The following is a 24097-nucleotide window of genomic DNA, read 5'->3' as shown; positions in this document are numbered from 1 at the left end:
CTTATCATACGCCACCCCCCGGCCCGCCCCGCGCGACGCGCCGGCGCAGCCATGCGATCCCCCCGAGCGAGGCCAGGGCCACCGCCACCAGCACCACCCCGATCAGGCTGGCGCCCCGCGTGTCATATTCCTGCAGGCGGATGACAATCAGCAGCGGCGCGATTTCGGTATGGTACGGCTGGTTCCCCGCGATGAAGATGACCGACCCGTATTCGCCCACCCCGCGCGCGAACGCCATGGCGAACGCCGTCAGCAGCGCGGGATACAGCGCGGGGACGATGATACGCGCGATCACCTGCACCCGCGTCGCGCCAAGGGTGCGGGCCGCCTCCTCCGCCTCGCGCGGCAGGGCGCGCAGCACGGGGGCCACGGTGCGCACCACGAACGGCAGGCCCACGAACATCAGCGCCACGACAATCCCCGCCGGGGTGAACGCGACCTTCAGCCCCAGCCGCGCCAGCGGCCCGCCGATCCAGCCATGCGGGCCATACAGCGTCGCCATCGTGATGCCCACCACCGCCGTCGGCAGCGCAAAGGGCAGTTCGATCAGCGCATCGATGACCCGCCGCCCCGGAATGTCCCCACGCGTCAGCGCCCATGCGATCACCACGCCGGGCAGCAGGTCCGCCGCCGCCGCCACAAGGGCGGAGACGAAGCTGACCCGCAGCGCGGCGAGCATCCGCCCGTCATGCAGCATGTGCCAGAACACGGCGAGGCCACTGCCCATCCCATCCGCCCACGGCCGCGCCAGCAGTGCCGCCAGCGGCAGGACCACCAGCGCCCCCAGCCACGCCAGCGTCAGCGACAGCCCGACCCGCAGGCCCGGCAGGCCATCACGCCCGCGCGGGGCGATGCGGGCCCGCGCCCACGCCGCCGTGGCGGTCATGGCGTTACGCGCCGTCATCGGGGCGACATCATCGGGCATAGATGCCGTCAAAGACGCCGCCTTCGGCGAAATGCGTCCTGTGCACCTGCGCCCACCCGCCCAGCGAGGCGATGTCGAATGTCGCGGTATCGGCAAAGGTCGCGCGGTTTTCCGACAGGATGGCGGGCGTGACGGGCCGGAAATAATGTTTCGCCCCGATCCGCTGTCCCGCGTCGGTGAACAGGAAATCCAGGTACGCCCCCGCCAGTTCCGTCGTGCCATGCGCCTTCGCATTGCGGTCCACCACCGCGACCGGCGGTTCGGCAAGGATGGTCAGCGGCGGCACCACGATATCGAACTGGTCCGGCCCGATGTCGCGCGTCGCCATCAGGGCCTCGTCCTCCCACGCCAGCAGGACATCGCCCGATCCGCGCTGAACGAAGCTGTTGGTCGCGCCGCGCGCGCCGGTTTCCAGCACCGGGACATGCGAAAACAGCGACCGTAGGTACGCCCGCGCCGTGTCCGGCGTGCCGCCCGGCTGGCGCAGCGCCCATCCCCACGCGGCAAGGTAGTTCCAGCGCGCCCCGCCCGATGTCTTGGGGTTGGGGGTGACGACCTCCACCCCGTCACGGATCAGGTCGGGCCAGTCATGGATGTTCTTCGGATTGCCCTTGCGCACCAGAAAGACGATCGTGCTGGTGAACGGCGTCGAATTGTGCGGCAGCCGCCCCTGCCAGTCGGCGGACAGCAGGCCGCTGGCAGCCAGCATGTCGATGTCATAGGCAAGGCCCAGCGTCACCACGTCCGCGGGCGCGCCCTCCAGCACGGAGCGGGCCTGCGCGCCCGATCCCCCGTGGGAGGTCCGCACCATGACCGCCGCGCCGCCATGCGCGCGCGCCCACTGCGCGGAAAATGCGCGGTCAATCTCCTGATACAGTTCGCGCGTCGGGTCGTAGGAGACGTTGAGCAGCCCCGTCGCCGCCCGCGCCGCGCGCGGCCGCCACGCCAGCAGCGCGGCCCCGCCCAGCCCCGCGCCAAGCACATCGCGACGTGTGAAAAAGGACGATGGTTTCATGATAGGATTTTCCCGTCGGCATCCCGCGTGGCGCGTCCCGTCCCCGCGCGCCGCCTATGGGCCGCGCCACCGGGATCGGGAGGGTGGATAATAAACCATATTCAATCGTTTAATACCCTAATTTACACGCCGGAAACCTGTCAATAATCATCTTTCAGGTTCGTGTTTCGTGTAAATTACATATGTATGTGTGGTATATGCGCCACGGGGATGGCGGCCCAGATGTTCATGTTTATTGTTATATATCATATAGTTATTTTCATTTCATGATTCCGGCCTCGGTAGCGTTTTACGTAATTACTTTCATTGTGTTGTGTTTCATAAACTAACGTCGTTGACCGTATTATAAAAACACATTACGGATATCCCTGCCTTTCCATTCCCCCTTCGCAAAGATGGCCCGTCCCCCCATGGCACCTTTTCCACGGTCAGCAGCGACAGGCCCGCAGGCCATCATTTCCCACACCGCCAATGGTCCCGTCGCCAATGGGGGCATCACCAGTGGGGACATCGCCAGCAGACACATCGCCAGCGTCCCCTTTGCCGGCGTTCGCGGCGCGCGGGGCCTGCTTGTCCGGCCGGCGGCGGCCTTCGCGCTGGTCCTGCCGCTGGGGGCCATGGGCACGATGGCGGGCACGCGCGCCCACGCGGCCACGGACGTGACGCCCACCCACCGCCTGTCCACCCATGCGGCACCGGGCGCACGCGAGGTTGCGAAAACATCCGCCACGGCGACGCCCGCCCCCGCGACGCCGGGCACGTCCGCCGGGACACAATCCACCGGGGGACAGCCCGAAAACCTGACGGTGCATGTCGGCCCACGTCCGCCGATCCAGACCTATCCCCACGCCAACCCGGTGGGACAGCCGATCGTCATGACCGGGGCGCAGAACCGCATCAACGGCCATCCCTATGACTGGGGCGTGTTCAATCGCGGCAATGGGGAGGCCGCGGGCTTTGGCCCGGTGGGCCAGTACGGCGTCGCCCCCTGGGCCGAGGACTGGAGCCGTCTGCGCAACAGCACGAAACATGGCGACCCGTTCGACGTGCTGAAATACATCCCCCTCAATTCCAGCGGGTCGGTGTGGATCAGCTTCTCGGGGGAGACGCGGCTGCGCAACTGGTTCGAATCCCGCCCCAACCTCGGCACGCAGAAACCCAACGATTCCGGGCGCTTTGGCGTGCGCAACCTGTATGGCGCGGACCTGCATATCGGCACGCACCTGCGTTTCTTCGGACAGCTGATCAATGCCGATGCGGCCGGGTGGGGCGGATACGGCTATGGCTCCACCTATCGCAAGCGGCTGGATGCGCAGCAGGCGTTCGTGGAGACGAAGTGGAACCTGCTGGGGGCCAAGACAGGATTCATGTTCGGACGCCAGCAGTTCCTCGATGCGCCGTCCTACATGCTGTACAACCGTGAAACGCCCAACGTGCCACTGTCATGGGACGGGTTTCGCGCTTATGCCATCTGGAAACGCATCCGCATTGATGCGTGGGATTTCGTGCAGACGAACGACAGCGAAAACAAGATGTTCCATGATACGGAAAATTACGCCACGCGCCTGTACGGCTTCGACACCACATGGGCGCCGCCGGATTTCCGCTTCCTTGGCGAACGGGGCTATTCCTTCGTCGATGCGTTCTATATCGGCTACAAGCTGTCGGGCTCGGCCGGGGCGATTTCAACGGCGACCGGCACGGCGCAGGGATCGAACACGCGCAACAATTTCGGCGTGCGCTGGCACGGACAGGCCGGGCCGATCGAATTTTCAGTCGGCGGCATATGGCAGGGCGGCGTCTTCCGTTACGCCGGCACCAACGTCGCGCGCAATGTCAGCGCCTATGCCATCAACTCCATCGTCGGCTACCGCGTGCCAAAGGACCACCTGCATACGTTTGCCGGGATCCAGACGGACGTGTATTCGGGCGGCAATGACGCCCGGAAAAGCGGGGATATCGGGACCTACATCTCGCCTTTCAATCCGCAGACGAACTACCTCGACACCACGACCTACATGACGGCGTCCAACCTCATCAGCTTTGCGCCGCTGGTGCGCATCACGCCCTTCAAATCCGTCAGCATCCAGATCAAGTATCCCCTGTTCTGGCGCGACAGCACGAACGACCGGGTTTACAAATCCTCTGGCGCATACAGCTTTTCTGGGAATTTCGGGGGAAAGTTCATCGGCATGGCGCCGCAGGCGTCGCTGGCGTGGCAGATCAATACCCACCTGTCATGGACGCAGTATGTCTCGCGCTTCATGACCTCGCGCGCCCTGAACGCGGCGGGCGGGTCAAGCGGAACCTATTACCAGTCCAACCTGGTGTTCCGGTTCTGACGGCACGGTGACAAAGCATCGTGTCATCACAAAAGTTTTTTGGAAAACTGCCCGGAGACCGCCTGAAAAGATCGGCCTGACAATACCCTGAAATCATAAAAGTTTTTGGTGAAGTTTTTTCAAAAAAACTTCGAAGAACGTCGCCTTTCTGAAAAAAGGCAACCCCCGGAAACTTTTGTCGTTTTTATCTGAGGCCGGTATCTGGGGCCGGTCATCCGCAGCATGACTGGCAGCGGATGACCGACACCGTACATTGATTTCATGTTGCGCCGGACAGGGATTATCCTGAACGGGACAATCCGGCCCCGCTCAGGGCGTGGTGGCGCGGAACAGGCGGGCCACGCGCCGGCGCAGGCTGCCAAGGTCGGGCAGCACGGCGTTATGCAGGGCGCGCACCCGGTCGTGGGTGGCGTAAAACCGTCGGCCCGCAACGTTCGCCAGCACGATCGCGGTTCCGACAAAGATGCCGTCAATTTCAATGATTGTTGATTCAAGCATGATCTGTAATCCGAAAAAATCCTGTGCCATTCCGGGACGATTCCGACAGATCCGATGACTGCCTATCGCGCCGGGGGGGAATATCCGGGGTGTGCCCGCATGACGGGTCCCCAACATCGGCCATAGCCACGCATGCATATCGTCATGATGCTGATCCCTGGATGGAAAATACCGTCCTGATGACGTCCGCACCCTATCAGCGGGGGATGGGATGTCAAGCATAAAACGAATCTGTGATGTTTTATTTAAAAACAACTATTATTTTTGTTGTTTTTGAAATCATGATTTTATTGTTTATATATAACAATATATCAGAAACACGTGTTTCATGACAGACTTGTGCCCGACAGTCATTCTGGCGGGGAATGACGAATCCCCCATCACGGGAACAAACATACAAAATGCGGCGTGATTTCGTGGGGTCCCGCCGCGATACATGCGCGATGATACATTCCCTGACATCCCGCCCCCCTGACAGGAACGGGCGGAACGGGTATGCATGTCACCGTGCGCTGTCCCGTTCCTGCGGCGGCGCATCCGTCACCATCATGGAATAAATCTGTATATCATAAGCATGTTTTACTTCTCGCATGTTGCGCTAGACTTGCCACGCATGTCCATGAACCCATCCCCCCGCGCCGGAACTGATCGCCCGTAATGGCCGCCACCCCGATGCAATCCGCCACCCGTCTGCTGCTGCTGGAACAGGCATGGCCCCTGGTCGCGCAGCGGGGCTTTGCCAGCACCAGCATCAATGACGTGCTTGCCGCAGCCCACGTGCCCAAGGGATCGTTCTATTACTATTTCGCGTCAAAGGACGTGTTCGGACAGGAACTGCTGCGGCACGGCATTGCCGAACATGTGGCGACGCTTCGCGGGTTCCTGTCGCGCACCCACCTGTCGGGGCGGGATCGGCTGATGGAATACTGGTCATCATGGGTGGCGTGCGAAACCGGCCCCGACCCGCGGCAGAAATGCCTGATCGTCAAGATCGGTGCGGAGGTCAGCGAGTTTTCCGAAGACATGCGCAGGGTGATGGTGGACGGGATCGAAATGCTGGTCTCGCTCCTCGACGGGGGGATCCGCGCGGGGGTGGCGGACGGATCGATCTGTCCGGTCACTGACCCGGCGGACGTGGCGCGCGAACTGTTCCATTACTGGCTGGGAAACGCGGTGGCGTTCAGGATCCACCGCGAACCGGGCCGCCTGGCCCGCGCGTTGCGGACAACGCGGGACATCCTGATGGGCGTGCGCCCCTATCGCACGTCGGCGGTGGCGGGCTGAACGCACGCGATGTCGCGACATTCGCCATGCCCCAGCGTGGTGAAGGCATCGGGCGGCAGTCCCGCCGCCGCCACGGCGCGCGCCAGCCTGCGCACGGGTTCGTCCATCGGTTCGTCCGTCAGGCGGAACGTGCCGAAATGCATCCCCACGCCCCGCCGCGCGCCCAGTTCCATGAACCCCGCGCATGCCTCCTCCGGTGTTGCATGGACGGACGCCATCAGGTCGCGCGGGTCATAGGCCCCGACCGGCAGCAGCGCCACGTCCGGCGCGTCCAGCCGGTCGCGGATCATGCCCCAGTGACGGCCATGCGCCGTATCCCCGGCAAAGAATGCCTGCCGCACGCCCTGCGGCCCCGCCACCCGCAGCATGAAGCCCGCCCACAGGCTGCGGTTGCGGTCGAACGGCGTGCGGGCGGCGGCATGACGCGCGGGCGTCGCGGTGATGCGCGTATCCGCAAGCTCCACACTGTCCCACCAGTCCAGTTCGACCACGCGCCGCAGCCCGGTGCGGCGCAGGTGCCGCGCGTTGCCCGACGGCACGACCACCAGCGGGTCATCCCCCCGACGCGCCAGCGCGCGCAGCGACGGCAGGTCCATATGATCGTAATGGCAGTGGGAGACGAGGATGACGTCAACCGGCGGCAGGTCCGCCATCCGCCGCCCCGGCGCGCGCACGCGGCGCGGCCCGGCCCATTGCACCGGCGAACAGCGCATGGAAAAGATCGGGTCCGTCAGGACCGTCAGCACCGACCCGTCGGCCCGCGCGATACGCAGCAGGAAGGTGCTGTGGCCGATGAAGGTCACCTGAATCGCGCCTGCCGGCGGTGGCTGGCGCGGGTCGCCGGTGGGAACGGGATTGTCGATCCATGCGGGCCAGTCGGAGGGCGGGCGATTGCGCTGCCATTTCCAGATGTCCCACGCCCGCAGCCCGCGCGGACGCCATCCGGGCGGCAGAATGCTGGCGGGGTTATAAAAACGGGCTCCGTCACAATGGTCGGACACGCGAAACAGGGACATGCAGGCACTCTCCGGCGAAGGGGACAGTATGTCGCCTGCATCGGGGGCATGGCAAATCCTGTCGCCAGCCCTGTCCACAAAACCCTGAAATCATGAAAGTTTTTGGTAAAGCTTTTTTCAAAAAGCTTTGAAAGACGTCGCCTTTTTGAAAAAAGGCGACACCCAAAAACTTTTATCATCAACAGGTTGTTTTGAAATAGCCCTTCCCAGCCGGGCGCGGCCGTCAGTTACGCGCCGGCTGCATCAGCCATCCACCGACGCGTTTCCACACCGTTTCCGACAGGACCCAGTGCCCGTGCTGCGACGGATGGGTGTAATCCGCGAACCAGTACGTCCGGTTGCCCACGTCGGCCATCGGCTGCCCCGGCGCAAAGGGGTCGATTTCCGCGTCCACCGTGATCATGTGGCTGTCGATCGCCTTCTGGATCTCCGCGCGCGGCGCGCCGGTGGTGTTCGCCTCCGCGATGATGACGACATGGAATCCCGCCGCCTTCAGCCGCCGCGTGATCTGCGCAAGGTTGCGCAGCGTCTCGTCCACCGGGATGTGGTTGTATGGCAGGTGGTCGTTCACCCCGCCGAACACCACCGCGACCCTGGACGACGCGTTGCGTCCCGCCGCCTCGGCCGCGGGCAGCATGCCCACCATCTGCCGCGTCGTCGCCCCCGACACCCCGAAATCATAGCTCTGGTACCGGCCGTGGCGCTGCATCAGATAGGGCCAGTTGCGGCCATCCGCCAGCAGGAATCCCTCCGTCCGGCTGTCGCCGATCGCAACGAACACCGAACGCAGCTGCGGCATGTAATCGCCCGCCACGGCGGCGGCGGCCTGAAACGCGCGGACCTGCTCGCGGCGCGGCGCGACATCGGCGATGACGATGCCCGTCCACTGCCCGGTGTTGCGGCCCTGCACGAACCATTCGCCCCCGTCGGCATTGTATCCGACATACCCGCCCGACAGCATCCCCGTGGGCATCGCGCCGCGCATGTACGTGCCGGCCGAGTTCGCGGCATCGAGGTGATAGCCGTCATGGTCGCCATACACGCTGACGGCGGCGGGGGAGTTCATGACCACAAGGTCCGTGCGGTGGTCGGGGTCCATCCCGTCGGCCACATGCGCGAAGCCGTCAAGGCTGTAGCTGCCGAAAAACAGCTTGAAGGTGTTTTTCTGTCCCGCCTCGCCCAGCAGGACCGGCACGGGAAACGCCGAGAACCCGGAATTGGAGGAGGCATAGGTCCCCGTCGTGCCGAAAAAGAAGCCATCGCCGCGCACCCGCACCCCGGCAGGCAGGATGAAGCCGCCGGGGCCGTTGGCCTCCCCCCACGAAATGGCGTCATGGCCCGCGATGCGGACCTCCCCCACATGCACGACATGCTGCGGCGTTGCCACCAGGTGGTTGCCATGCCCCGACTGGTCATACACCCGCACGACATTGGCGAACGTCCCGCCGTCGCGCCGCGCCAGCGCCGCGCGCAGGGCGGCATGGTCCAGATCCCCGTCCGCGCCGATGCCGATCGTGACCACGGCGGGCTGTCCGCCCTGCGTGACCTCCACATCCAGCGCGGGACCGTGATAGCCCGAGACCATCTGCATCGGCCCGCCGGCGAACAGGGCGTGCGCGCCGAACGTGTCGGCGGGGCGCGTGGGCGTCATGCGGGTCCAGCGCGCCTGCCCCGCCGTCACGGTTTCCGCCTGCCAGACCTGCCCGTGCGCCTGCCACAGGTCACCCGCGCGATATCCCGCGCGCGCGTCGTCGCGGGCAGTCGGCGCACGGTCCATCCCGGCGGATGCCGCATCGGTGGCGGGCATGCACAGGCCCTGCGTGCCATCGCCCGCGTCGGGGCATGCCTGCGCCCACGCGACCTGCGGCAACGCCGCCAGCGCAAGGGCTGCGAACAGGGTGGTGCGGCGTTGCGCCATCTTTTTCATCGCGGTGGCCTTTTTACGCGTCCGTGTCATGCAGCAGGCTCCTTACTGTCCGTCGAATGCGTAGTGGAACAGTAGCATCCCGTCCGATTCAGACCATGTTCCCGCGCGGGTGTATCCCCCCTCCAGCCCGATGCGGAAACGGTGGTCCACCTGATAGACCACGCGCCCGCGCACATTGCCCGCCAGTCCGCTGGCCCCGTACCCGCCATAGGAATTGGGGGTCGAAACCGTCGTCTGCAGCAGGGAGCTTGTCGGGTAATAGGGCGCGCCGTTGCTGTGGTAATTCTGGTATCCCGCCTCCCCCCGCAGGAACCAGGTCCAGTGTTCGGTGTGGCCCGACCATTCGACCGGCACCATCGCCCCGAAATAGTCACGCGGGGAGAAGTAGCCCCCCTGCCCCCATGTGAAGAAGTAGCTGTCGCGCTTGTAGCCGAAATACATCAGGTCCCCACCGACACGCAGGCGCTGACGACCCTTTTCCTCCCACACGGTGGCGCTGCCGCCGGCCCCGGCCTCGGTCTCGGTATTGCCGATGACGTTATGCCCCTCCAGATAGGCAAAGCCGCCCCCGGCATAGACGTTCCATCCCGCCTCGGACCATTCCAGCGCGCCGTGGCCGAAATTGCGCGTCACCCCGCCCCATGTCCGCCCGGTGCCGGGGTCGCGTTCCCCGGCATAGGACAGTTCGCTGTCGGTCACCATGCGCCGCCCGCCGCTGACACGCAGCGTCAGGTTACGCGTCAGGTGCGGGGCGAATTCGACCCCGCCCACCACGTTGGTGATGGGGAAGCCAAGGGGTGAGGACCCGACATCCGCGCTGAACCAGCGGTTGAAATAGCTGAGGTTCAGGCCCACGCCCTGCGTATAGTAATGATGGTATCCCCACGGCCGCGCGCCGTTGACCGCCACGGTCCCGAACTGCCGCGCCGAATTGGGATTGCGCAGCGGGTCGCCGGTGAACAGCAGCGTCGGCGTCACGGAAAATGACAGCCGGTGGTCCCACGTCCCGAACGGGATGGTCCCGGTGATGGGAACGGCGAATTCCGTCAGCTGCCCCAGCCCCACGCGACCGGTGCGGCTGCGCACGAAGGTGTTGGCGTCGATCTGCGGCGACACCGAATCCCGCAGATAGACCATCTGCCGGGTGGTCGCCTGTATCTGGTCGTCCTGCTGCAGGTAATGGTACGTATCGGGCAGCGTCGCGCCACGCAGGTTGACATATTCGCTGTCGATGTCGGGCCAGCGGTAATCGGCGCGAAAGTTTTCATGCGGGGCGCAGTTCACGGTGCCGGGCATGTCGCACTGCTGTTCATGCACGTGGTCAAGGTCCGCCAGCTGCGTGCGCGAATCGCGGTCGATGCGGGCCATTTCCGCGCGGATTTCCCACGTGACGGGGGCATCGGGCTGCAGGTCGGACAGATGCCGGGCATAGCCGCGCGCTGCCGCCAGTTCGCCCGCGCCGCCCGCGTCGCGCGCCGCCGACGCCAGCGCATAGACGTTGTTGGGCCGGATCGCCAGCGCGGCCCGGTCTTCGGCCAGCGCGCGCTGCGCCTCGCCCCGGGCCTGGTACACGCGGCCCATCGCAAGGTGCACGTCCACCGAATCCGGATACCGCGTCATCAGCGGCGCCAGCACCTCTTTCGCGCGGGCGGGATGGCCGTGATTGTCCATCTGGTCCGCCGTCAGGATCTGCGCCGCCAGACCCAGCTGTTCACGCAGGCGCGCCTGATCGGCGGTGACCTGCGCGCCAGGCTGCTGGCCCAGCCGGTCGAACGCGTCAAGGCAGCGGCGCGCGTCGGCAATGTCGTGTACCTGAAGGTACAGCCCGGCATAGGACAGCATTTCCTGCGGCTGGGGCGCCTGTGTCATGCGTTCTTCCGAAAGCAGCACCTCACGCACGGACTGGGGCATGTTGTGATCGATCAGGGCGTTGCCGATCATCGTGCCGCGCACGCCGGTCGGGTCGGCGCGGTCCGCCAGCCCCATCAGCGCCTTGCGGTCGAAATGGTGGGCCGCCTCGATATCGTGCACCTCCTGCGCAAGGTCGGCCTGCTGCGACAGCGCGTCGATGTCCACCGTGCGCTGGCTGTCGGGGATGCGCGCCAGCAGGCGCTGCGCCGTTGCGGTGTCATGCTGGCTCAGCGCATAGATCACGCCCGCCTGCAACGCCTGCACGCCCGCGCGCGGCGGGGCGGTCAGGTCGTTCATGATGCGCGCGGCCTCCGCCCGGTTGGCGGCGTCTTCGGTGTTGTACAGCGTCTGGGCAAGGCGCAGGCGCAGCCACGGGTTGCGCGGATCGGTCGCCACCGCGCGGCGCAGCAGGTCGATGCGCGCCGCGTCGGTGGGGGCCTGCGCCGCCTCCGACGCCAGAAGCTCGGCCTGCAGGTGATCGACCATCGCGCGATGCCCGCTGCCAAAGCGCGGCAGCATGGCGCGCGCCTCCTCCCCGTGGCCGCTGGCGATCAGCAGGTCGGCAAGGTTGAACAGCGCGTCGGTATTGCCCGGCCAGCGGGCAAGGATCGCGCGATAGGCCATCATGGCCTCCGCCGTGTTGCCCTCGCGCCGTGCCAGCGCGCCCTGCAGCGACAGCAGCGTCAGCGCGCTGTTGCGGCGACGCGCCAGACGTTCCAGCCCGGCATGCGCCTGGGCGAAGTCCCCCACGGCGATGTCATGGGCGATCCCCGCCACCAGCGGGTCGCTGCGCATGCCGCCGGACATCTTCCAGCTGTTCAGCCCCTGGATCGCCTTCTGCCAGCGGTCGGCATGGTCGGGATCAAGGCTCAGCGCCTTTTCGAAATAGGCCCGCGCCTGATCGCGCTGCCCGCGCGCCTGCGCCACGAGGCCCATGCCGCCCAGCGCGTCGATATCGTTGGGATCGACCGCCAGCGCCTTGCGGAACAGGGATTCCGAATCCCCGAACCGCCGCTGCGCCATCAGGGTGTATCCCTCCATCCGGTCATTGGCCGCATCGAACGTGGCCTGCGTCTCCAGCGCCTTGATCAGGCGGGCATGCACCTCCGCGTCGTCGGGATGCCCCGACAGCCATTCCTTGTACAGCGGGACCGTATCGCCGATGATCGGCTCCCACAGCAGCGCCTCGCGCCAGGCGCGCAGGGCCTCTTCATGGATGCCGGTGGGCACATGGCCGTTGATCAGATGCTCCAGCCCGGTCATCCCCTCGGTGCGCGAGGTCACGCGATAGGTCAGCACCCGGTAATAGGTCAGCGCCGCGTCAAGATCGTGCGGATTGTGCGCGACATAGGCCGCAAGCTTGGTCCGCGCCTCCTGATAGCCAAGGATGGTCGCGCCAAGGACGCGGTAATATTCCAGCGCCATGTCCGGCGGCGGGTCGCCGTTCTTGAACAGGGCCTTGTACTTGAACATCGCGGGCATCATCTTGCCCGACGCGGCCAGTGCCCGCGCCTCCGCCAGCAGCTTGGGATCCACCGGCCCGGCCTTGATCATCCCGCGCAGCTGCGCCACCTCGTCCGACATGCGCCCCGACTGCGCCAGCCGGTCCGTCAGCGCCTGCGCCTGCGCCATCTGCCCCATCGAAATGTCGATCCGCGCCTGAAGGTACAGGGCCTCCGGGCTGGTCGGGTCGATCTGCAGCGCGCGGCTGACCGCCTCGTGCCCGCGGCGCAGGTCGTGATGCGTCAGCCAGTAGCTGCCTTCATCGAGCAGCAGGTCGAACACCTCCGTCGCGTGTGCGAGGCGCTGCACGCTGGCATCGACCGCCTGCGTTTCCGACGGGTTGGACGGGACAAGGTCGGTCGGCGGCGCGGCCACGGGGGCGTCGGCGGGTTCATCCACGTCGGACACGGCATAGGGATGCGCCGCCTCCTCGTCCTGGGGCGTGGGATGGGCGGCGCGTTCGATCGCCTCGTCCTCCGCATCGGGGGCGGCGGGCGATGCGACCGGCGGGGCGGCCGCGGGCTGCGAGCGCGCCCATGCGCCATGCGGCACGCAGAGCAGCCCGACCGTCGCCACCCCCCACAGCGCCGTAACCCCCAGCAGGCCGGCACGGCCAGGCATGGACCTTATGCAGGGCAGCCCTGTCATGGCTTTATGTTGCCGCATCATGTCCCCGCCCGCAGGCATTGCACGATAGAAAGATGTGTTTCAGTGAACACGCGAAACATACGAAACATACGCAAGCACGCTGGCGAGCAGCCCGCAGGCCGCAACCAGCGCGACCGCGCCGCGATTGCGCACCGCAGGCGTCACCCTGCCTTCGTAATCAAGGAAGACGCGCTCGACGAAAACGTAGCTCAGCAGGCTGATGACCATGACAAGGCCCAGCACGCCGGCCATCGTCGCGCCAAACACCTGGAACGACAGCAGGTAGTTCGCCATCACGATGGCGGGCCAGTGCCACAGGTAGATCGAATAGGAAATCACCCCCACCGGCGATACCGGCACAAGGGTAAAGCGCGCGACATCCGTCTGCGGCAGCATGATGATCCCCACCACCGCAAGGCAGGGGAACAGCATCATGTACGACGGACAGGCGAATTCCAGCACATAGAACAGGCACGATCCCACCAGCACCGCCAGCGCCAGCAGGTACAGCACGTTGGCCAGCGCCCGCGACAGCTGCGGACGGGGGAAGATCCAGATCATCGTCCCCATGGAAAACTGCCACATGCGGTCAAGGATGTTGTAATATCCCTGCGTGTCGCCAACCACATGGCTGTAGATGCTGTAGCCCAGCGACATGGCGAAGATGCCGCTGATCGCAAGCTTGCGGTGCCGGGTGAACGGCAGCACCAGCGCCATGAGGAAAATGATCGTATAGAACTGCATTTCCAGCGACAGCGACCATGTATGCAGGAACGGATAGGCGATGGCCTGCCCCTGGAAATATCCCACATGGCCCGATGCCCAGAAATTGGACAGGTACACCAGCGCGTACGCCCCGTTGATCGCGATGTCGGCGCGGTCGCTCTGCAGCACCCACCACAGCATGCTGGCCGATACGATGGCGATCATGCAGAACAGCGCGGGCAACAGGCGGTACAGGCGGCGGCAGACAAAGCGCGCGGGCTGGAACGGCTGCTGCATCAGGGCGGAGCGCCCCATGAAATAGCCTGAAATGACGACAAAGATGTCAACGCCGACAAAACCGCCCTTCAGCCAGCCGGCATGAAACAGCACGACCGCGATGATCGCGAGCGCACGCAGCCCGTCGATGTCGCGGCGGCGGTCCTTGGGAAAGAACTCATGCTGGAGCATATGTTGCCATTTGCTCTGGGCGGGCATGACGGCTGTAGTCTGTTGCATCGGGCAGTTTTCCACGTGTGATGCCGTAAATACCACCGGCATCTGCGTGGCGGCATATCGATACCGCCACACATCTCTGTTTTATTGAATGATTACTGCGCGGCAGCCGGGGCCGCGTCCTTCATCTTTTCCAGTTCGGGGGTCGTCGCCTTGACGATCGCGTCACCCCATTCCTTGTAGCTGGCGGGCGTCGCATGGATGCCGTCGATGGTGTTGACGCTGCCCTGCTTCATCAGCTGCGTGCCGTCGATATAGGTGCACGGCGCGACCTCGCTCTTGAGCAACGTCGCCATTTCGGTCGCGCGCTGGTCGGTCTTGCCATAACGGGGGCTGTACTGGCCCCATGTCGGGCCGACCCAGATGCATGACGTCTTGCCGATGGCATAGGTCAGGGTCTTGACCTGTTCATCCAGCCAGTCCTTGGACACCGCGTTCTGACCGTAAGAGGCCATCGTGTCGCCAAGGATGACCATGACCACGTTCGGATGCCACTTTTCAATCAGGCCGGTGACCGGCGGCGGCGACGCGGGCTTCATGTTCGGCGCGCCGATCGGTTCGTCACCGATGCGCTGCGCCGCGCCACAGCCGTTGTTCGGGTTCGGGACCACCCAGTCCGCCGCCGTGGACGAACACACGCCATAGGTCACGACCTTGGCGCCCTGCTTTGAAAATTCCTCAGGCAGCACGGACAAAAGCGAGTCCTTGAAGGTGACATGGCTGTCGCCAATAATCAGCAGCGTAAGGCCGGCAAGAAGTGCACTCATTTCTATCAAAACTCCACAATACGTACGAATAACGTCAGTTCTGGCGGCAGCCATTTCTTCGGAAGTGGCAGGGATACTTACATCCCCGCGCCACAATTCCGGTGGCATGCCGCCCCTGCACCGGTTTCTAGTCCGTTTCGGACGGGGTTTCCTTGATCTGTTCCCCTTCTTCCATCCGTTTACGGGCACGACGACGCAGCATGCGCACCACGGCTGCGGCCAGCATTCCCGCACCGGCAAGGCCCAGCACATAGACGGTCAGTGGACGCGTCCCGAGGTACCAGTCCATCCACATCCACCACGGCAGCGAGCCCATCGTGTAGGTCGGCGCCGTGCGGTAGCTGGTCAGCTTGTCACCGTTGCGCAGCACGAGGTCACCCTGGATGTGCGGGACGTCGTCCTTGTTACGCAGGCCCATGACAAGGTCGTGCATGCGCGCGGGCGTGTCGCCCATCAGCGCCACGACGGAGCGGTGCGACTGGAACGGCGACTGCGCGCCAAGCAGCACGCCCGCCCCCGCGATCGGCGCGTTCAGGTTGGCCTGCACGCCGTCCTTGACGCCGTTATGGTCATGATCCTGGAACAGGTACCAGATCCCCTGCAGGCCCATATGTTCGCCCACGCGGATGTGCCCGTCCGACAGGACATAGGGAGAGCGCGACAGCAGGTCGTCGAATTTCGGGGCGTTCGACGCGGTCGAAAGCACCAGCACGTCGCCATCGGGCGGGTGGGAGGACACTTCGTTCACATCCATCAGCTGCACGCCGGCGGCCGGATACCATGTCGTCGCGCCGAAAAAGCCCATCAGGTCCATGAAGGTGCCTGCCGTGCCCGCATCCATCTGGTGCGGCAGGACCACCGTGGTTTCCGACAGGTCGGCCATGCGGGAGAAGGGAAAGCCCGCCTCCGCGAAATAGGACAGGTTCGGCAGCGTGGTGAAGTGATAGGCGCGGCGGAAATCCAGCGTCGAATCCGAATCCACGCTCATGTGGATGTCGCCGGGGGTGCGGCGGCAGACGCCACGGTCGATCGGGCGGGCGTCAAAGCCGAACTGGACCTGGTTCTGCCCGAACAGAAGCCATGACGGCAGGGAGGCCATATGCTCCACCGCGCCCGCATGCTGGTTGACCATGCGTTCGGACCACGAGGTCCACAGCCCCGGCGGCTTGAGGGTGAAGCTGGTGAGGTAGTTGTTGTTCAGGCTGACATCCAGGCGCGACGTCTCCAGGTCCACCACGGGACCACCCGGCGCGCGGATCCACAGGTCCATCGGATACGGACGGTTGCGCCAGGTATAGAGGTCGGGCGGCATGTGGAACGGCAGCGCCATGACCGGCGGGGCGAAACCGCCCGCCTGAAGGTCGCTTGCAGCCACCAGCTCGCCAAAGCGTACCGGGCGGTTCGTGGGCACGAAGGCGGGCGCGTCATAGGGCTGGCGCGGCTCCAGCGTCACGTCGTTGACCACCTTGCTCGACACCGCGCCCAGCGTATCGGACGAAAAGGCCAGCACGCGGGCCGCGACCTCGACCTCGGCCGCGTTGCGCCCCGTCACCACGAGGATGGTGCCCAGGCGGTCGTTGGGGTTTTCCACTTCCGACAGGGTCGGCCCCGCCGGACGGTTATTGTGCGCATCCACCGGCAGGTTCTCGCCAATCGCGATCGCGTTGCCCGATGCCGGCAGCGTGGTGGAAACGGGGAACGACACCTTGCGGAAATCGGCCAGCTTGCCAAACCACGACGCCACCAGCGCGGATGCCTTCAGCGCGCCGTGCGAATTGGGATTGGGCATGACCACCGGCACGCGCAGCGGCGTGCGCAGGTTGGGGTCATAGAACGGCGCGGGCAGGTACGACAGCTTGCGGTCAGGCGCGATGCGCGTGGTCGTCAGCGTCACCGTGGAAAAATCCGAAATCCGCGCCCACAGGACCTCGTTGTACAGGTCGTTGCAGTCACGGCGGTATTCGCCGGCGAAATGGAAGTTCAGCTTGTTGTCGCCGGTGAAATACAGCGGATCGATGTCAAAGGTGATCGGCCCGAAACGCGGGTGGTCGGGATCGACCCTGATCGTGCCGACATACTGTTCGTTCAACGTAACGCTGACCGCGCTCGCCTCCGGCAGGAGGGACGGCGACAGCGCGCCCGACAGGGTGATCTTGGCATGCGTGACGACGCGGTTGGCCGGCACGATGACATCCAGCCCCTGCAGCGGGGAGAAGCCGCGCAGCGTCAGCGGCCCGGTGGACAGGCCAAGGTCGCGGAAGGTGGAGGTCCGGGTGATTTCCCCGTCCGCGACGCGCGCCGCGTCCGCCGGGTCGATCGGGGGGGCCGTCGGGTCGGCGGGCAGCGCGCCGGTATTGGTGTCGCCAAAGGGGGCCGCAGGCGACACGCCGGTCCGTTCGGACAGGCGTTCGCGCGCCTGCAGCGTCGCGGGGCCGGGCGGCAGCACGACGGCGGGCGACGGGGCCGGCGCCGCGTCGGTGGCAGCGGCAGCAGCAGGAGCCGGCGCATCCCCGCCACCCGTCGCGGCAGGCGCGGCGCCCGGCGTCGCGGCCACGGGCGCGTCATGGGAAGGAACCTGCGCAAAGGAAGGCGCACTTGCGATCGGCAGTCCCAGCAGCACGATGAGGGAGGCCGTGGCGCCACATTGAGCGCCCCGTCGGACGGGTTTCAGCACGAGGCTCTTCTTCTCCAGTTTCTCTTCTTTGACTTGGGGGGCTGCCGCCGCGGACGGCGCTTCCTGCGGGGCCTGCCAGCGGAACGGCCTTTCGCCCCGGCGGAACAGGCCACCAATGCTGCGCAGGACCATCAGGAAACTGCGCAGGGGACGGTCGGGCTGGAAATCGTCCCAGTTGCTCCACGCATCGTTGCGGCCAAACATGAACTCGACGATCTGGCGTTCGACTTCCAGGTTGTCCACGCACCACTGCAGGTGAAGCTGGTCGGCCTTGGCAAACAGGATGACGGCCGGGATGCGCACGTCGATGCCGTCCTTTTCATCATGGAACAGCATGGTGACGCGCGAATGCGGCGTCAGCCCGTGCTCCACCGACACATGCGCCGCGATGCCGCCAAGCGAGATGTCGCTTGTATGGGCGTGGTAATGCTGCCCGTCCTCATCCACCAGGGTGATCGGCAGGCGGGCGCGCACGCGCGGCTTGTGGCGGATCTGGCGCGTCTCGCGTCCCACGGCGATGGAGGCGAGGACGATGATCAGGCTGATGGCGACCCACAGCGTGTTGAGGATGAAGGACTGCAGCGCCAGCCGGTCGTGGAATTCCCAGAAGATGCCGCCAATCCCGCGCAGCATCGCAAGCCCCAGCACCCCGGCGAGGAAGACGTTGGGATAAACCGCGTTCAGGTCGAAATACCCGCTCTGCAGCAGGCCGCCCTTGTCCGTCACGTTGAACTCCCCCTTGTGAGGGTTCAGCAGCGTCATGATCGTCACGCGCACAAGGAACAGCGCCAGCGTGGTCTCGTAAATCTCGCTCCAGAAGGAATAGCGCCAGCGTCCCTCGATCCGCGAAAGCGTCGCGATGGAGTGGTAGATGTGCGGCAGCGCATAGACCATGATCGCAAGCGGAGAGGCGGCGATGATGTTCTGGCCCAGGAACAGGTAAGCCAGGGGCGAGGCGAGGAAGACCAGCCGCGGGATCGCGAACAGGAAGTGCGACATCGCCGACAGGTAGCACAGGCGCTGTTCCCACCGCAGTCCGGGGCCCAGCAGCGGGTTGTCCACGCGCATGATCTGCAGCATACCGCGCGCCCAGCGCACGCGCTGCCCGATATGCAGCATCAGGCGTTCGGTGGACAGGCCCGCCGCCAGCGGTTCGCGCAGATAGGCCGTCCGCCATCCCTCGCGCTGCATCTTGAGCGCGGTATGCGCGTCCTCGGTCACGGTTTCGGTGGCGAACCCGCCGATGCTCAGCACCGCCGAGCGGCGGATCGCGGCACACGACCCGCAGAAGAAGGTCGCATCCCAGAAATCATTGCCGTCCTGCACCAGCCCGTAGAACATGTTGCCCTCTGGCGGGACATGCTGGCCGGATGCGAGGTTACGCTGGAACGGGTCGGGGGAATAGAAATGGTGCGGCGTCTGCAGCAGCGCCAGCTTGGGATCGGCCATCATCCAGCCGATCGTCTTTTTAAGGAATCCGCGCGTGGGAATGTGGTCGCAGTCGAAAATGACCACGAATTCCCCCTCCGTCACGCGCAGGGCGTGATTGAGGTTGCCGGCCTTGGCATGATTGTTCTGCGAGCGGATGATGTAGCCCGCGCCCGCCTCCATCGCGAATTCGCAGAAGCTTTTGCGCCGCCCGTCGTCAAGGATGTAGACGTTGAGCTTGTCCTCCGGCCAGTCGAGGGCCAGCGCGCCCAGCACGGTCGAACGCACCAGCGACAGTTCCTCGTTATACGAGGGGACATAGACGTCGACCACGGGCCAGTCGGCCGTGTCCTCCGGCAGTTTCAGCGGCTTGCGCCCCAGCGGCCAGGCCATCTGGAAATAGCTGAGGCACAGCGTCATCAGCGCGTAGAGTTCCGCCAGCACCAGCAGCAGCGACAGCACGGCCTGCAACGGTGAATGCAGCTGCAGCGTGGAACTGAGCCGCCAGAACATGTAGCGCAGAGACACCATCAGCGACAGCATCATCAGGAAACAGGTGATGCCGCGCCCCTTGCGGCGGTTCAGCACAAGGAACAGCCCGACGGTCCCCACCGACACCATCGCCTGACGTTCGGGCGACATCGTGACGCCGCCCACCATCATCAGCAGGAAGATCCCGCCCGCCATCAGCAGCGCCGTGCCCCCGACGATCGCCAGTGACGATTGGGCCAGAGACTCAAGACCCAGGCGTTTCAGGATCGCCTTGTACATCGTTGCGAAATTCCAATAATCCAAAACAGACGGTCGCTCCCGGTCCATCATGGAGATGACGGCCGCTTTGCACGACCGGGAACACCCCACACGGCACCGGCGGCGCTTCCCGGATCAGCCAAAAGGTATCATGCTGGAATCAGGGACGATTCCATCACCAGAAATCTCAATTACAACAGGACGTCGAAACGGGTTGGGGACGGTCACAATCAGCATGACAGATGGTTGTGAACATCGTTAATATTGCACGCAAAACCATCTACCGATCGTCTCGAAACGTGTCAAGCACCACACCCCCAAAAAAGGCGCCTCGGTCATAGTGTGAACACAATTCGTCATCATTCTGAAAGCATCTTTATATCAGGCTGCCCCGTGCCGCATGGGGCAGCCCCATGTTCACGCACAATTTGAGGAATATATTCCTCTTCCCCCTCATGGACTTAGGGGCGATGACCATGCTTAAAGGATGAATAATCATGTTTCAGGATTCATCTCTCCCCCTTGCCGACCCGACCTTTCCTGTTCCGCGATCGCGGGACGTGCGTTCGTGGCGCCGGCCCGCCACAATTCCGCCACGATATCCGTCCGGGAAAGTATGGGGCATGCCACAGATCAAACTTAACCATTTTTTACAGGAATAAGGCGTAGGAACCATACACGCGCCAGAAGCAGACGACGGCCGCGCCATATGCTGGCATATAAACAGGACAAGGCGCAGGCAAACATCCGTTCCCGCAGGCGTTACAGGATACCCGGACGCAAGGTCACGCAAAGTTACCAACATGCAAAAATCCGCTGCCAGAGATGTGATATCTGAAAAAAGCCCGGCTTCCTCATGGCCGCGTCCGATGGTGCGCGCCTATCACAAGGGCAATGTGGCGGAAGATCTGCGGCTGACCACGCTGCGCATCCTGCAGACGGAACGGCTGGAGGATCTGTCGGTCCGCCGCCTGACGCGCGAGGTACGGGTCGCGCCAGCCAATTTCTACAATCATTACGATTCGCTCAATACGCTGCTTCTGGAAATCGCGGCCGACTGCCTGGAGGATTTTGCCACCACGATCGGCCATATCGCCCGCCGCAGCCCCAACCGCCATGACGCCCTGAAGCGCACGGTGACGCATTATGTCGAATTCGCCTGCCGCCATACGCAGCTCTATCGCGTGGTGTTCGGCTACCTGACCGATTCGGCGCAGCATTCCCGTTATGACGCGGCGACGCAGCGCACCTTCGACCGCCTGCGCGCGCTGGTGGAGGGGGAGGAATTCCCCCGGATCGAATCGGACGAGACCGACCCCGAGCCCCCCGCGCGGGACACGGCCCATATCGGGCACTGCATTTTCGCCATGGCCCACGGCCTTGCGGGAATGATCGCCCACGGCCATGTCAACGTGCCGCATGAAAACGACACGAGGATCCAGGACTTCGTCGAACGGATCATCGACCTGTTCACCCACAATCCCCTGACCCGGCGCCAGACCACGGCCTGCGCGTTCGGTCACTGAGGTCCGCAGGCAACCGCCACCCCCTGCCATCCGTGCGGGGTCGCGCCCTGATAATCATGCCGATGTAACAGCACGTTACCGGGCGGCGGCTGGAAAAACGGCTTTTTTCTTAAAATCCGTTTTACCCGGGCAGGTATGTTCCGAAAATCCTTAAATAAAAATACATATTTTATTGACACATTACAGGCACGATGCTGATATCCAGAGGTCTGTCCGTGGTCGATTTCCTCCCTTTCCTGCCGCCAGTGGGGCGACAGGGCGCCCAGGATGCTTGCGATGTCCGGCATGGCGCGGCCCGCGGGTCCGCATCATCCAGCGACAACAGGAACAGAAGACGCGCCACCGCCATGAAAGGCATGCTCCCCCTTTCCCCAGGCAGAAGAAGACAGCATCGTGACGCCTCCCCTTTCCCATCACCATTCCCCGGCGGATCACACCGGCCTGCCGTCGCTTTCCCCCATGCCTGACCGCCTGTGCCACGACATCGTGAATTTCTGCACCAAGCACCACGCCACCTGCCGGGAGGCACGCTTCGCCCCCCGAAGCATCATCATCGAGGAAAGTGCCACCGCCCATTACACCTTCCTCGTGCGGCGCGGCACGGTGAAACTGTCGAAATCCATGCCCAACGGGCGCAGCCAGATCGTCGGCTTTGTCGGCGCGGGGCACATCCTGGGCACCAGTTCGCAGGAACTTTACATGTTCCGGGCGGAGGCGATCACCGATGTCACGGTCAACCGGCTGAGCCGCACGATGTTCGAGGACATACTGGTCAACGCGCCCGACATCCTGTCGCGCCTGCTGGAGGAAACGACGGCGCAGCTGGTGACGATCCAGGAACGCCTGCTGGCGCTGGGGCGCAAGACCGCGCGGGAGAAGCTGGCCTCCTTCCTGCTGCGCGAGGCCACGCGCAATAACGGCGCCAACGTCCACCTTCCGTTCTCGCTCCAGATGTCGCGCGCCGACATCGCGGACTATCTGGGCCTGTCCACCGAGACGGTGTCGCGGCTGATGAGCATTTTCCATCAGGAAAAGATGATCCACCGTTCCCGTCAGGAAGTACGGCTTCTCGCGCCCTCGCGCCTTGCCTCCATGGCCTGCACGATCCTGTAGGCAACGCGGCTGCCGCGCGCCTGTCGGGCCGTCCACGAACACAGGTGGAACACCGCCGGGGAACAAAGCGGGAAATACGGCGCGATACCCCCCGCGATCCCCATGACCGACAAACTATACACAAAGTTATCCACAGACCTCTCCCGGAATCTGTGGGAAACGGATGGGCGGCGGCTGGAAACGCGACTCTGAAAAATGGCGGAAAACAGCCAAGGAATCGTATCGCCTGCGAAAAAGGGAACGGTTATATGGCCTGACAGGCCAATATACGAGTCCCCATTGTCAAAAAGAATCCACACCCGTGGCGCGACGGCTGGCGAAGCGGCAACGACTCGTGATGGCAGCTATGTCCACCCCCTTTCGTGCGGGGTGGAATCACATGACCCGTCACCCGTTTTCCCCATCCCCGGTCATCGGCGTCCGCACGGGGCGCGCCGCCCGCGCGCATGGCCCGGATGGCATGGGCGGGGCACGCGCACGTCACCCCACATGCACGTCACCCCTGCCGCGACGACGCTGGCGAGGGAGCGGGGGAATCGGGCATCCTGTTCCCGACGCGCAGGATGCGCATGACAGAAGGAAACACATGATGAACCACGACGTCAGTCACAGCTTTGGCGATACCCGCCTGCGCGCCACGGTGAACCTGCACGGGGCGGAACTGTGCGCCCTGCGTGACGCGGTGGCGGGCTGCGACCTGCTGTGGGATGCCGGGCCGGCCTGGAAACGCCATTCGCCGGTGCTGTTCCCCATCGTGGGGCGGCTGGACAATGACACGGCGGTGTTCGATGGCCGTCCGTATCGCATCACGCAGCATGGCTTTGCCCGCGACATGGATTTCCGCTGGATCGAACGCAATGCCGACAGCTGCGTGCTGGAACTGTCGGACAATGACCGCACGCGCGCCCTTTTCCCATCCGCCTTCAGGCTGAAGATCGGATACCGCATCGCCAATGGCGGGCTGACGGTGACGTACCGCGTCATCAATCCCGACCCGGCGCGCACGCTGTCGGCGTCGCTGGGGGCGCATCCCGCCTTTGTCTGGCCGCTGCGTCCCGGCGTGGCAAAGACCGACCATGTCATCGAATTCGACCATCCCGAACCCGAAAAGGTCCGCCGGATCAGCGGCGGCCTGCTGTCGCCCGACCTGTTCCCCACCCCGATCCGGGGCCGCGAGCTGCCCCTGTCCGAGGATCTGTTCACGGCGGACGCGCTGATCCTGGACCATCCCGCCAGCCACGGCCTGACCTATCGCATCATCAACGGCCCCGGCCTGCGCGTGACGTGGAAGGGATTCCGCCAGCTGGGCCTGTGGATGAAGCCGGGGGCGGATTTCCTGTGCATCGAACCGTGGTACGGCATGACCAGCCCGCAGGATTTCAGCGGCGAATTCGCGAAAAAGCCCGGCCTGTTCCACCTGCCGCCCGGACAGGAATGGCACGCGGAATGGTCTGTCGCCCCGGTCTGAGAAAGGGTCCGGCGACAGCCCTGCAAAAACATCATGGGACGGGGCCGACCGCTGCGAAAATATCATATTGCGCGGGGCTGAATC

General features: G+C 64.6%; 15 protein-coding genes. 5 read left to right on the top strand and 10 right to left on the bottom strand.

Going from position 1 to position 24097, the window contains the following annotated elements:
- Positions 1–4: 4 nt before the first annotated feature.
- Together cysT and NJLHNGOC_RS08860 are read right to left on the bottom strand one after the other, a co-directional pair.
- Positions 5–886 (bottom strand): sulfate ABC transporter permease subunit CysT, encoded by an 882-nt coding sequence (cysT, locus tag NJLHNGOC_RS08865; protein ID WP_113596123.1) that lies wholly within the window; start codon positions 884–886, stop codon positions 5–7.
- Between the two features lie 28 nt (positions 887–914).
- Positions 915–1940, bottom strand: coding sequence for a sulfate ABC transporter substrate-binding protein (locus tag NJLHNGOC_RS08860; RefSeq protein WP_113596062.1), 1026 nt, complete (start codon positions 1938–1940; stop codon positions 915–917).
- 875 nt (positions 1941–2815) lie between these two features.
- Here NJLHNGOC_RS08860 and NJLHNGOC_RS08855 point away from each other — a divergent pair.
- On the top strand, positions 2816–4282 hold the full coding sequence (locus tag NJLHNGOC_RS08855; RefSeq protein ID WP_113596122.1) for an alginate export family protein: 1467 nt from the start codon (positions 2816–2818) through the stop codon (positions 4280–4282).
- 309 nt (positions 4283–4591) lie between these two features.
- On the opposite strand, the gene NJLHNGOC_RS08850 is transcribed toward NJLHNGOC_RS08855, so the two are convergent.
- Positions 4592–4780 carry a hypothetical protein gene (locus tag NJLHNGOC_RS08850; protein ID WP_206057819.1) on the bottom strand — a complete coding sequence of 63 codons (189 nt, stop codon included), beginning with the start codon at positions 4778–4780 and terminating at the stop codon, positions 4592–4594.
- 657 nt (positions 4781–5437) lie between these two features.
- Between NJLHNGOC_RS08850 and NJLHNGOC_RS08845 the strand changes: the two genes are divergently transcribed.
- Positions 5438–6064, top strand: a complete 627-nt coding sequence (locus NJLHNGOC_RS08845) for a TetR/AcrR family transcriptional regulator (protein WP_113596061.1) — start codon at positions 5438–5440, stop codon at positions 6062–6064.
- Here NJLHNGOC_RS08845 and NJLHNGOC_RS08840 read toward each other — a convergent pair.
- From NJLHNGOC_RS08840 to bcsA, 6 genes are all read right to left on the bottom strand, one after another.
- Positions 6037–7080, bottom strand: a complete 1044-nt coding sequence (locus NJLHNGOC_RS08840; protein WP_113596060.1) for an MBL fold metallo-hydrolase — start codon at positions 7078–7080, stop codon at positions 6037–6039. The two genes, NJLHNGOC_RS08845 and NJLHNGOC_RS08840, sit on opposite strands and share 28 nt — an antisense overlap.
- Before the next feature lie 223 nt (positions 7081–7303).
- Positions 7304–9037, bottom strand: coding sequence for an SGNH/GDSL hydrolase family protein (locus NJLHNGOC_RS08835; RefSeq protein ID WP_239021431.1), 1734 nt, complete (start codon positions 9035–9037; stop codon positions 7304–7306).
- Between the two features lie 12 nt (positions 9038–9049).
- Positions 9050–13042, bottom strand: a complete 3993-nt coding sequence (locus NJLHNGOC_RS08830) for a cellulose biosynthesis protein BcsC (RefSeq protein WP_165837898.1) — start codon at positions 13040–13042, stop codon at positions 9050–9052.
- An 87-nt stretch (positions 13043–13129) separates the two neighbouring features.
- On the bottom strand, positions 13130–14290 hold the full coding sequence (locus NJLHNGOC_RS08825) for an acyltransferase family protein (RefSeq protein WP_113596120.1): 1161 nt from the start codon (positions 14288–14290) through the stop codon (positions 13130–13132).
- A gap of 92 nt (positions 14291–14382) precedes the next feature.
- The gene (locus NJLHNGOC_RS08820) at positions 14383–15054 is read right to left on the bottom strand and encodes an SGNH/GDSL hydrolase family protein (protein ID WP_113596058.1); all 672 of its coding nucleotides are present in this window, start codon (positions 15052–15054) and stop codon (positions 14383–14385) included.
- Positions 15055–15181: 127 nt separating this feature from the next.
- Complete coding sequence (bcsA, locus tag NJLHNGOC_RS08815; protein WP_408890758.1) at positions 15182–19843, bottom strand: UDP-forming cellulose synthase catalytic subunit; 4662 nt, start codon at positions 19841–19843, stop codon at positions 15182–15184.
- 932 nt (positions 19844–20775) lie between these two features.
- Between bcsA and NJLHNGOC_RS08810 the strand changes: the two genes are divergently transcribed.
- Positions 20776–21432, top strand: coding sequence for a TetR/AcrR family transcriptional regulator (locus tag NJLHNGOC_RS08810; protein WP_165837897.1), 657 nt, complete (start codon positions 20776–20778; stop codon positions 21430–21432).
- Here the strand turns inward: NJLHNGOC_RS08810 and NJLHNGOC_RS15670 are convergent.
- Positions 21426–21719 (bottom strand): hypothetical protein, encoded by a 294-nt coding sequence (locus NJLHNGOC_RS15670; protein WP_133258715.1) that lies wholly within the window; start codon positions 21717–21719, stop codon positions 21426–21428. The genes NJLHNGOC_RS08810 and NJLHNGOC_RS15670 overlap by 7 nt on opposite strands.
- 106 nt (positions 21720–21825) lie before the next feature.
- Here NJLHNGOC_RS15670 and NJLHNGOC_RS08805 point away from each other — a divergent pair, with 106 nt between their 5' ends.
- Together NJLHNGOC_RS08805 and NJLHNGOC_RS08800 are read left to right on the top strand one after the other, a co-directional pair.
- The gene (locus NJLHNGOC_RS08805; RefSeq protein ID WP_113596056.1) at positions 21826–22545 is read left to right on the top strand and encodes a Crp/Fnr family transcriptional regulator; all 720 of its coding nucleotides are present in this window, start codon (positions 21826–21828) and stop codon (positions 22543–22545) included.
- Between the two features lie 589 nt (positions 22546–23134).
- Entirely contained in the window at positions 23135–24013 is an 879-nt protein-coding gene (locus NJLHNGOC_RS08800; protein ID WP_113596118.1) for an aldose 1-epimerase family protein, read from the top strand.
- Positions 24014–24097 lie beyond the last annotated feature (84 nt).

The sequence above is a fragment of the Novacetimonas cocois genome, assembly GCF_003311635.1.
GTDB lineage: Bacteria > Pseudomonadota > Alphaproteobacteria > Acetobacterales > Acetobacteraceae > Novacetimonas > Novacetimonas cocois.
Note: the sequence above shows the minus strand (reverse complement) of the source record. Positions and strands in the feature narration are given on the sequence as shown.

Excerpts from the sequence above, each read along its gene's own strand:
- cysT (WP_113596123.1), bottom strand. The coding sequence starts at position 886 with ATGACCGCCACGGCGGCGTGGGCGCGGGCCCGCATCGCCCCGCGCGGG.
- NJLHNGOC_RS08860 (WP_113596062.1), bottom strand. The coding sequence starts at position 1,940 with ATGAAACCATCGTCCTTTTTCACACGTCGCGATGTGCTTGGCGCGGGG.
- NJLHNGOC_RS08855 (WP_113596122.1), top strand. The coding sequence starts at position 2,816 with ATGACCGGGGCGCAGAACCGCATCAACGGCCATCCCTATGACTGGGGC.
- NJLHNGOC_RS08850 (WP_206057819.1), bottom strand. The coding sequence starts at position 4,780 with ATGCTTGAATCAACAATCATTGAAATTGACGGCATCTTTGTCGGAACC.
- NJLHNGOC_RS08845 (WP_113596061.1), top strand. The coding sequence starts at position 5,438 with ATGGCCGCCACCCCGATGCAATCCGCCACCCGTCTGCTGCTGCTGGAA.
- NJLHNGOC_RS08840 (WP_113596060.1), bottom strand. The coding sequence starts at position 7,080 with ATGTCCCTGTTTCGCGTGTCCGACCATTGTGACGGAGCCCGTTTTTAT.
- NJLHNGOC_RS08835 (WP_239021431.1), bottom strand. The coding sequence starts at position 9,037 with ATGACACGGACGCGTAAAAAGGCCACCGCGATGAAAAAGATGGCGCAA.
- NJLHNGOC_RS08830 (WP_165837898.1), bottom strand. The coding sequence starts at position 13,042 with ATGCCTGGCCGTGCCGGCCTGCTGGGGGTTACGGCGCTGTGGGGGGTG.
- NJLHNGOC_RS08825 (WP_113596120.1), bottom strand. The coding sequence starts at position 14,290 with ATGCAACAGACTACAGCCGTCATGCCCGCCCAGAGCAAATGGCAACAT.
- NJLHNGOC_RS08820 (WP_113596058.1), bottom strand. The coding sequence starts at position 15,054 with ATGAGTGCACTTCTTGCCGGCCTTACGCTGCTGATTATTGGCGACAGC.
- bcsA (WP_408890758.1), bottom strand. The coding sequence starts at position 19,843 with ATGGCGGGCGGGATCTTCCTGCTGATGATGGTGGGCGGCGTCACGATG.
- NJLHNGOC_RS08810 (WP_165837897.1), top strand. The coding sequence starts at position 20,776 with ATGGTGCGCGCCTATCACAAGGGCAATGTGGCGGAAGATCTGCGGCTG.
- NJLHNGOC_RS15670 (WP_133258715.1), bottom strand. The coding sequence starts at position 21,719 with ATGCCGGACATCGCAAGCATCCTGGGCGCCCTGTCGCCCCACTGGCGG.
- NJLHNGOC_RS08800 (WP_113596118.1), top strand. The coding sequence starts at position 23,135 with ATGAACCACGACGTCAGTCACAGCTTTGGCGATACCCGCCTGCGCGCC.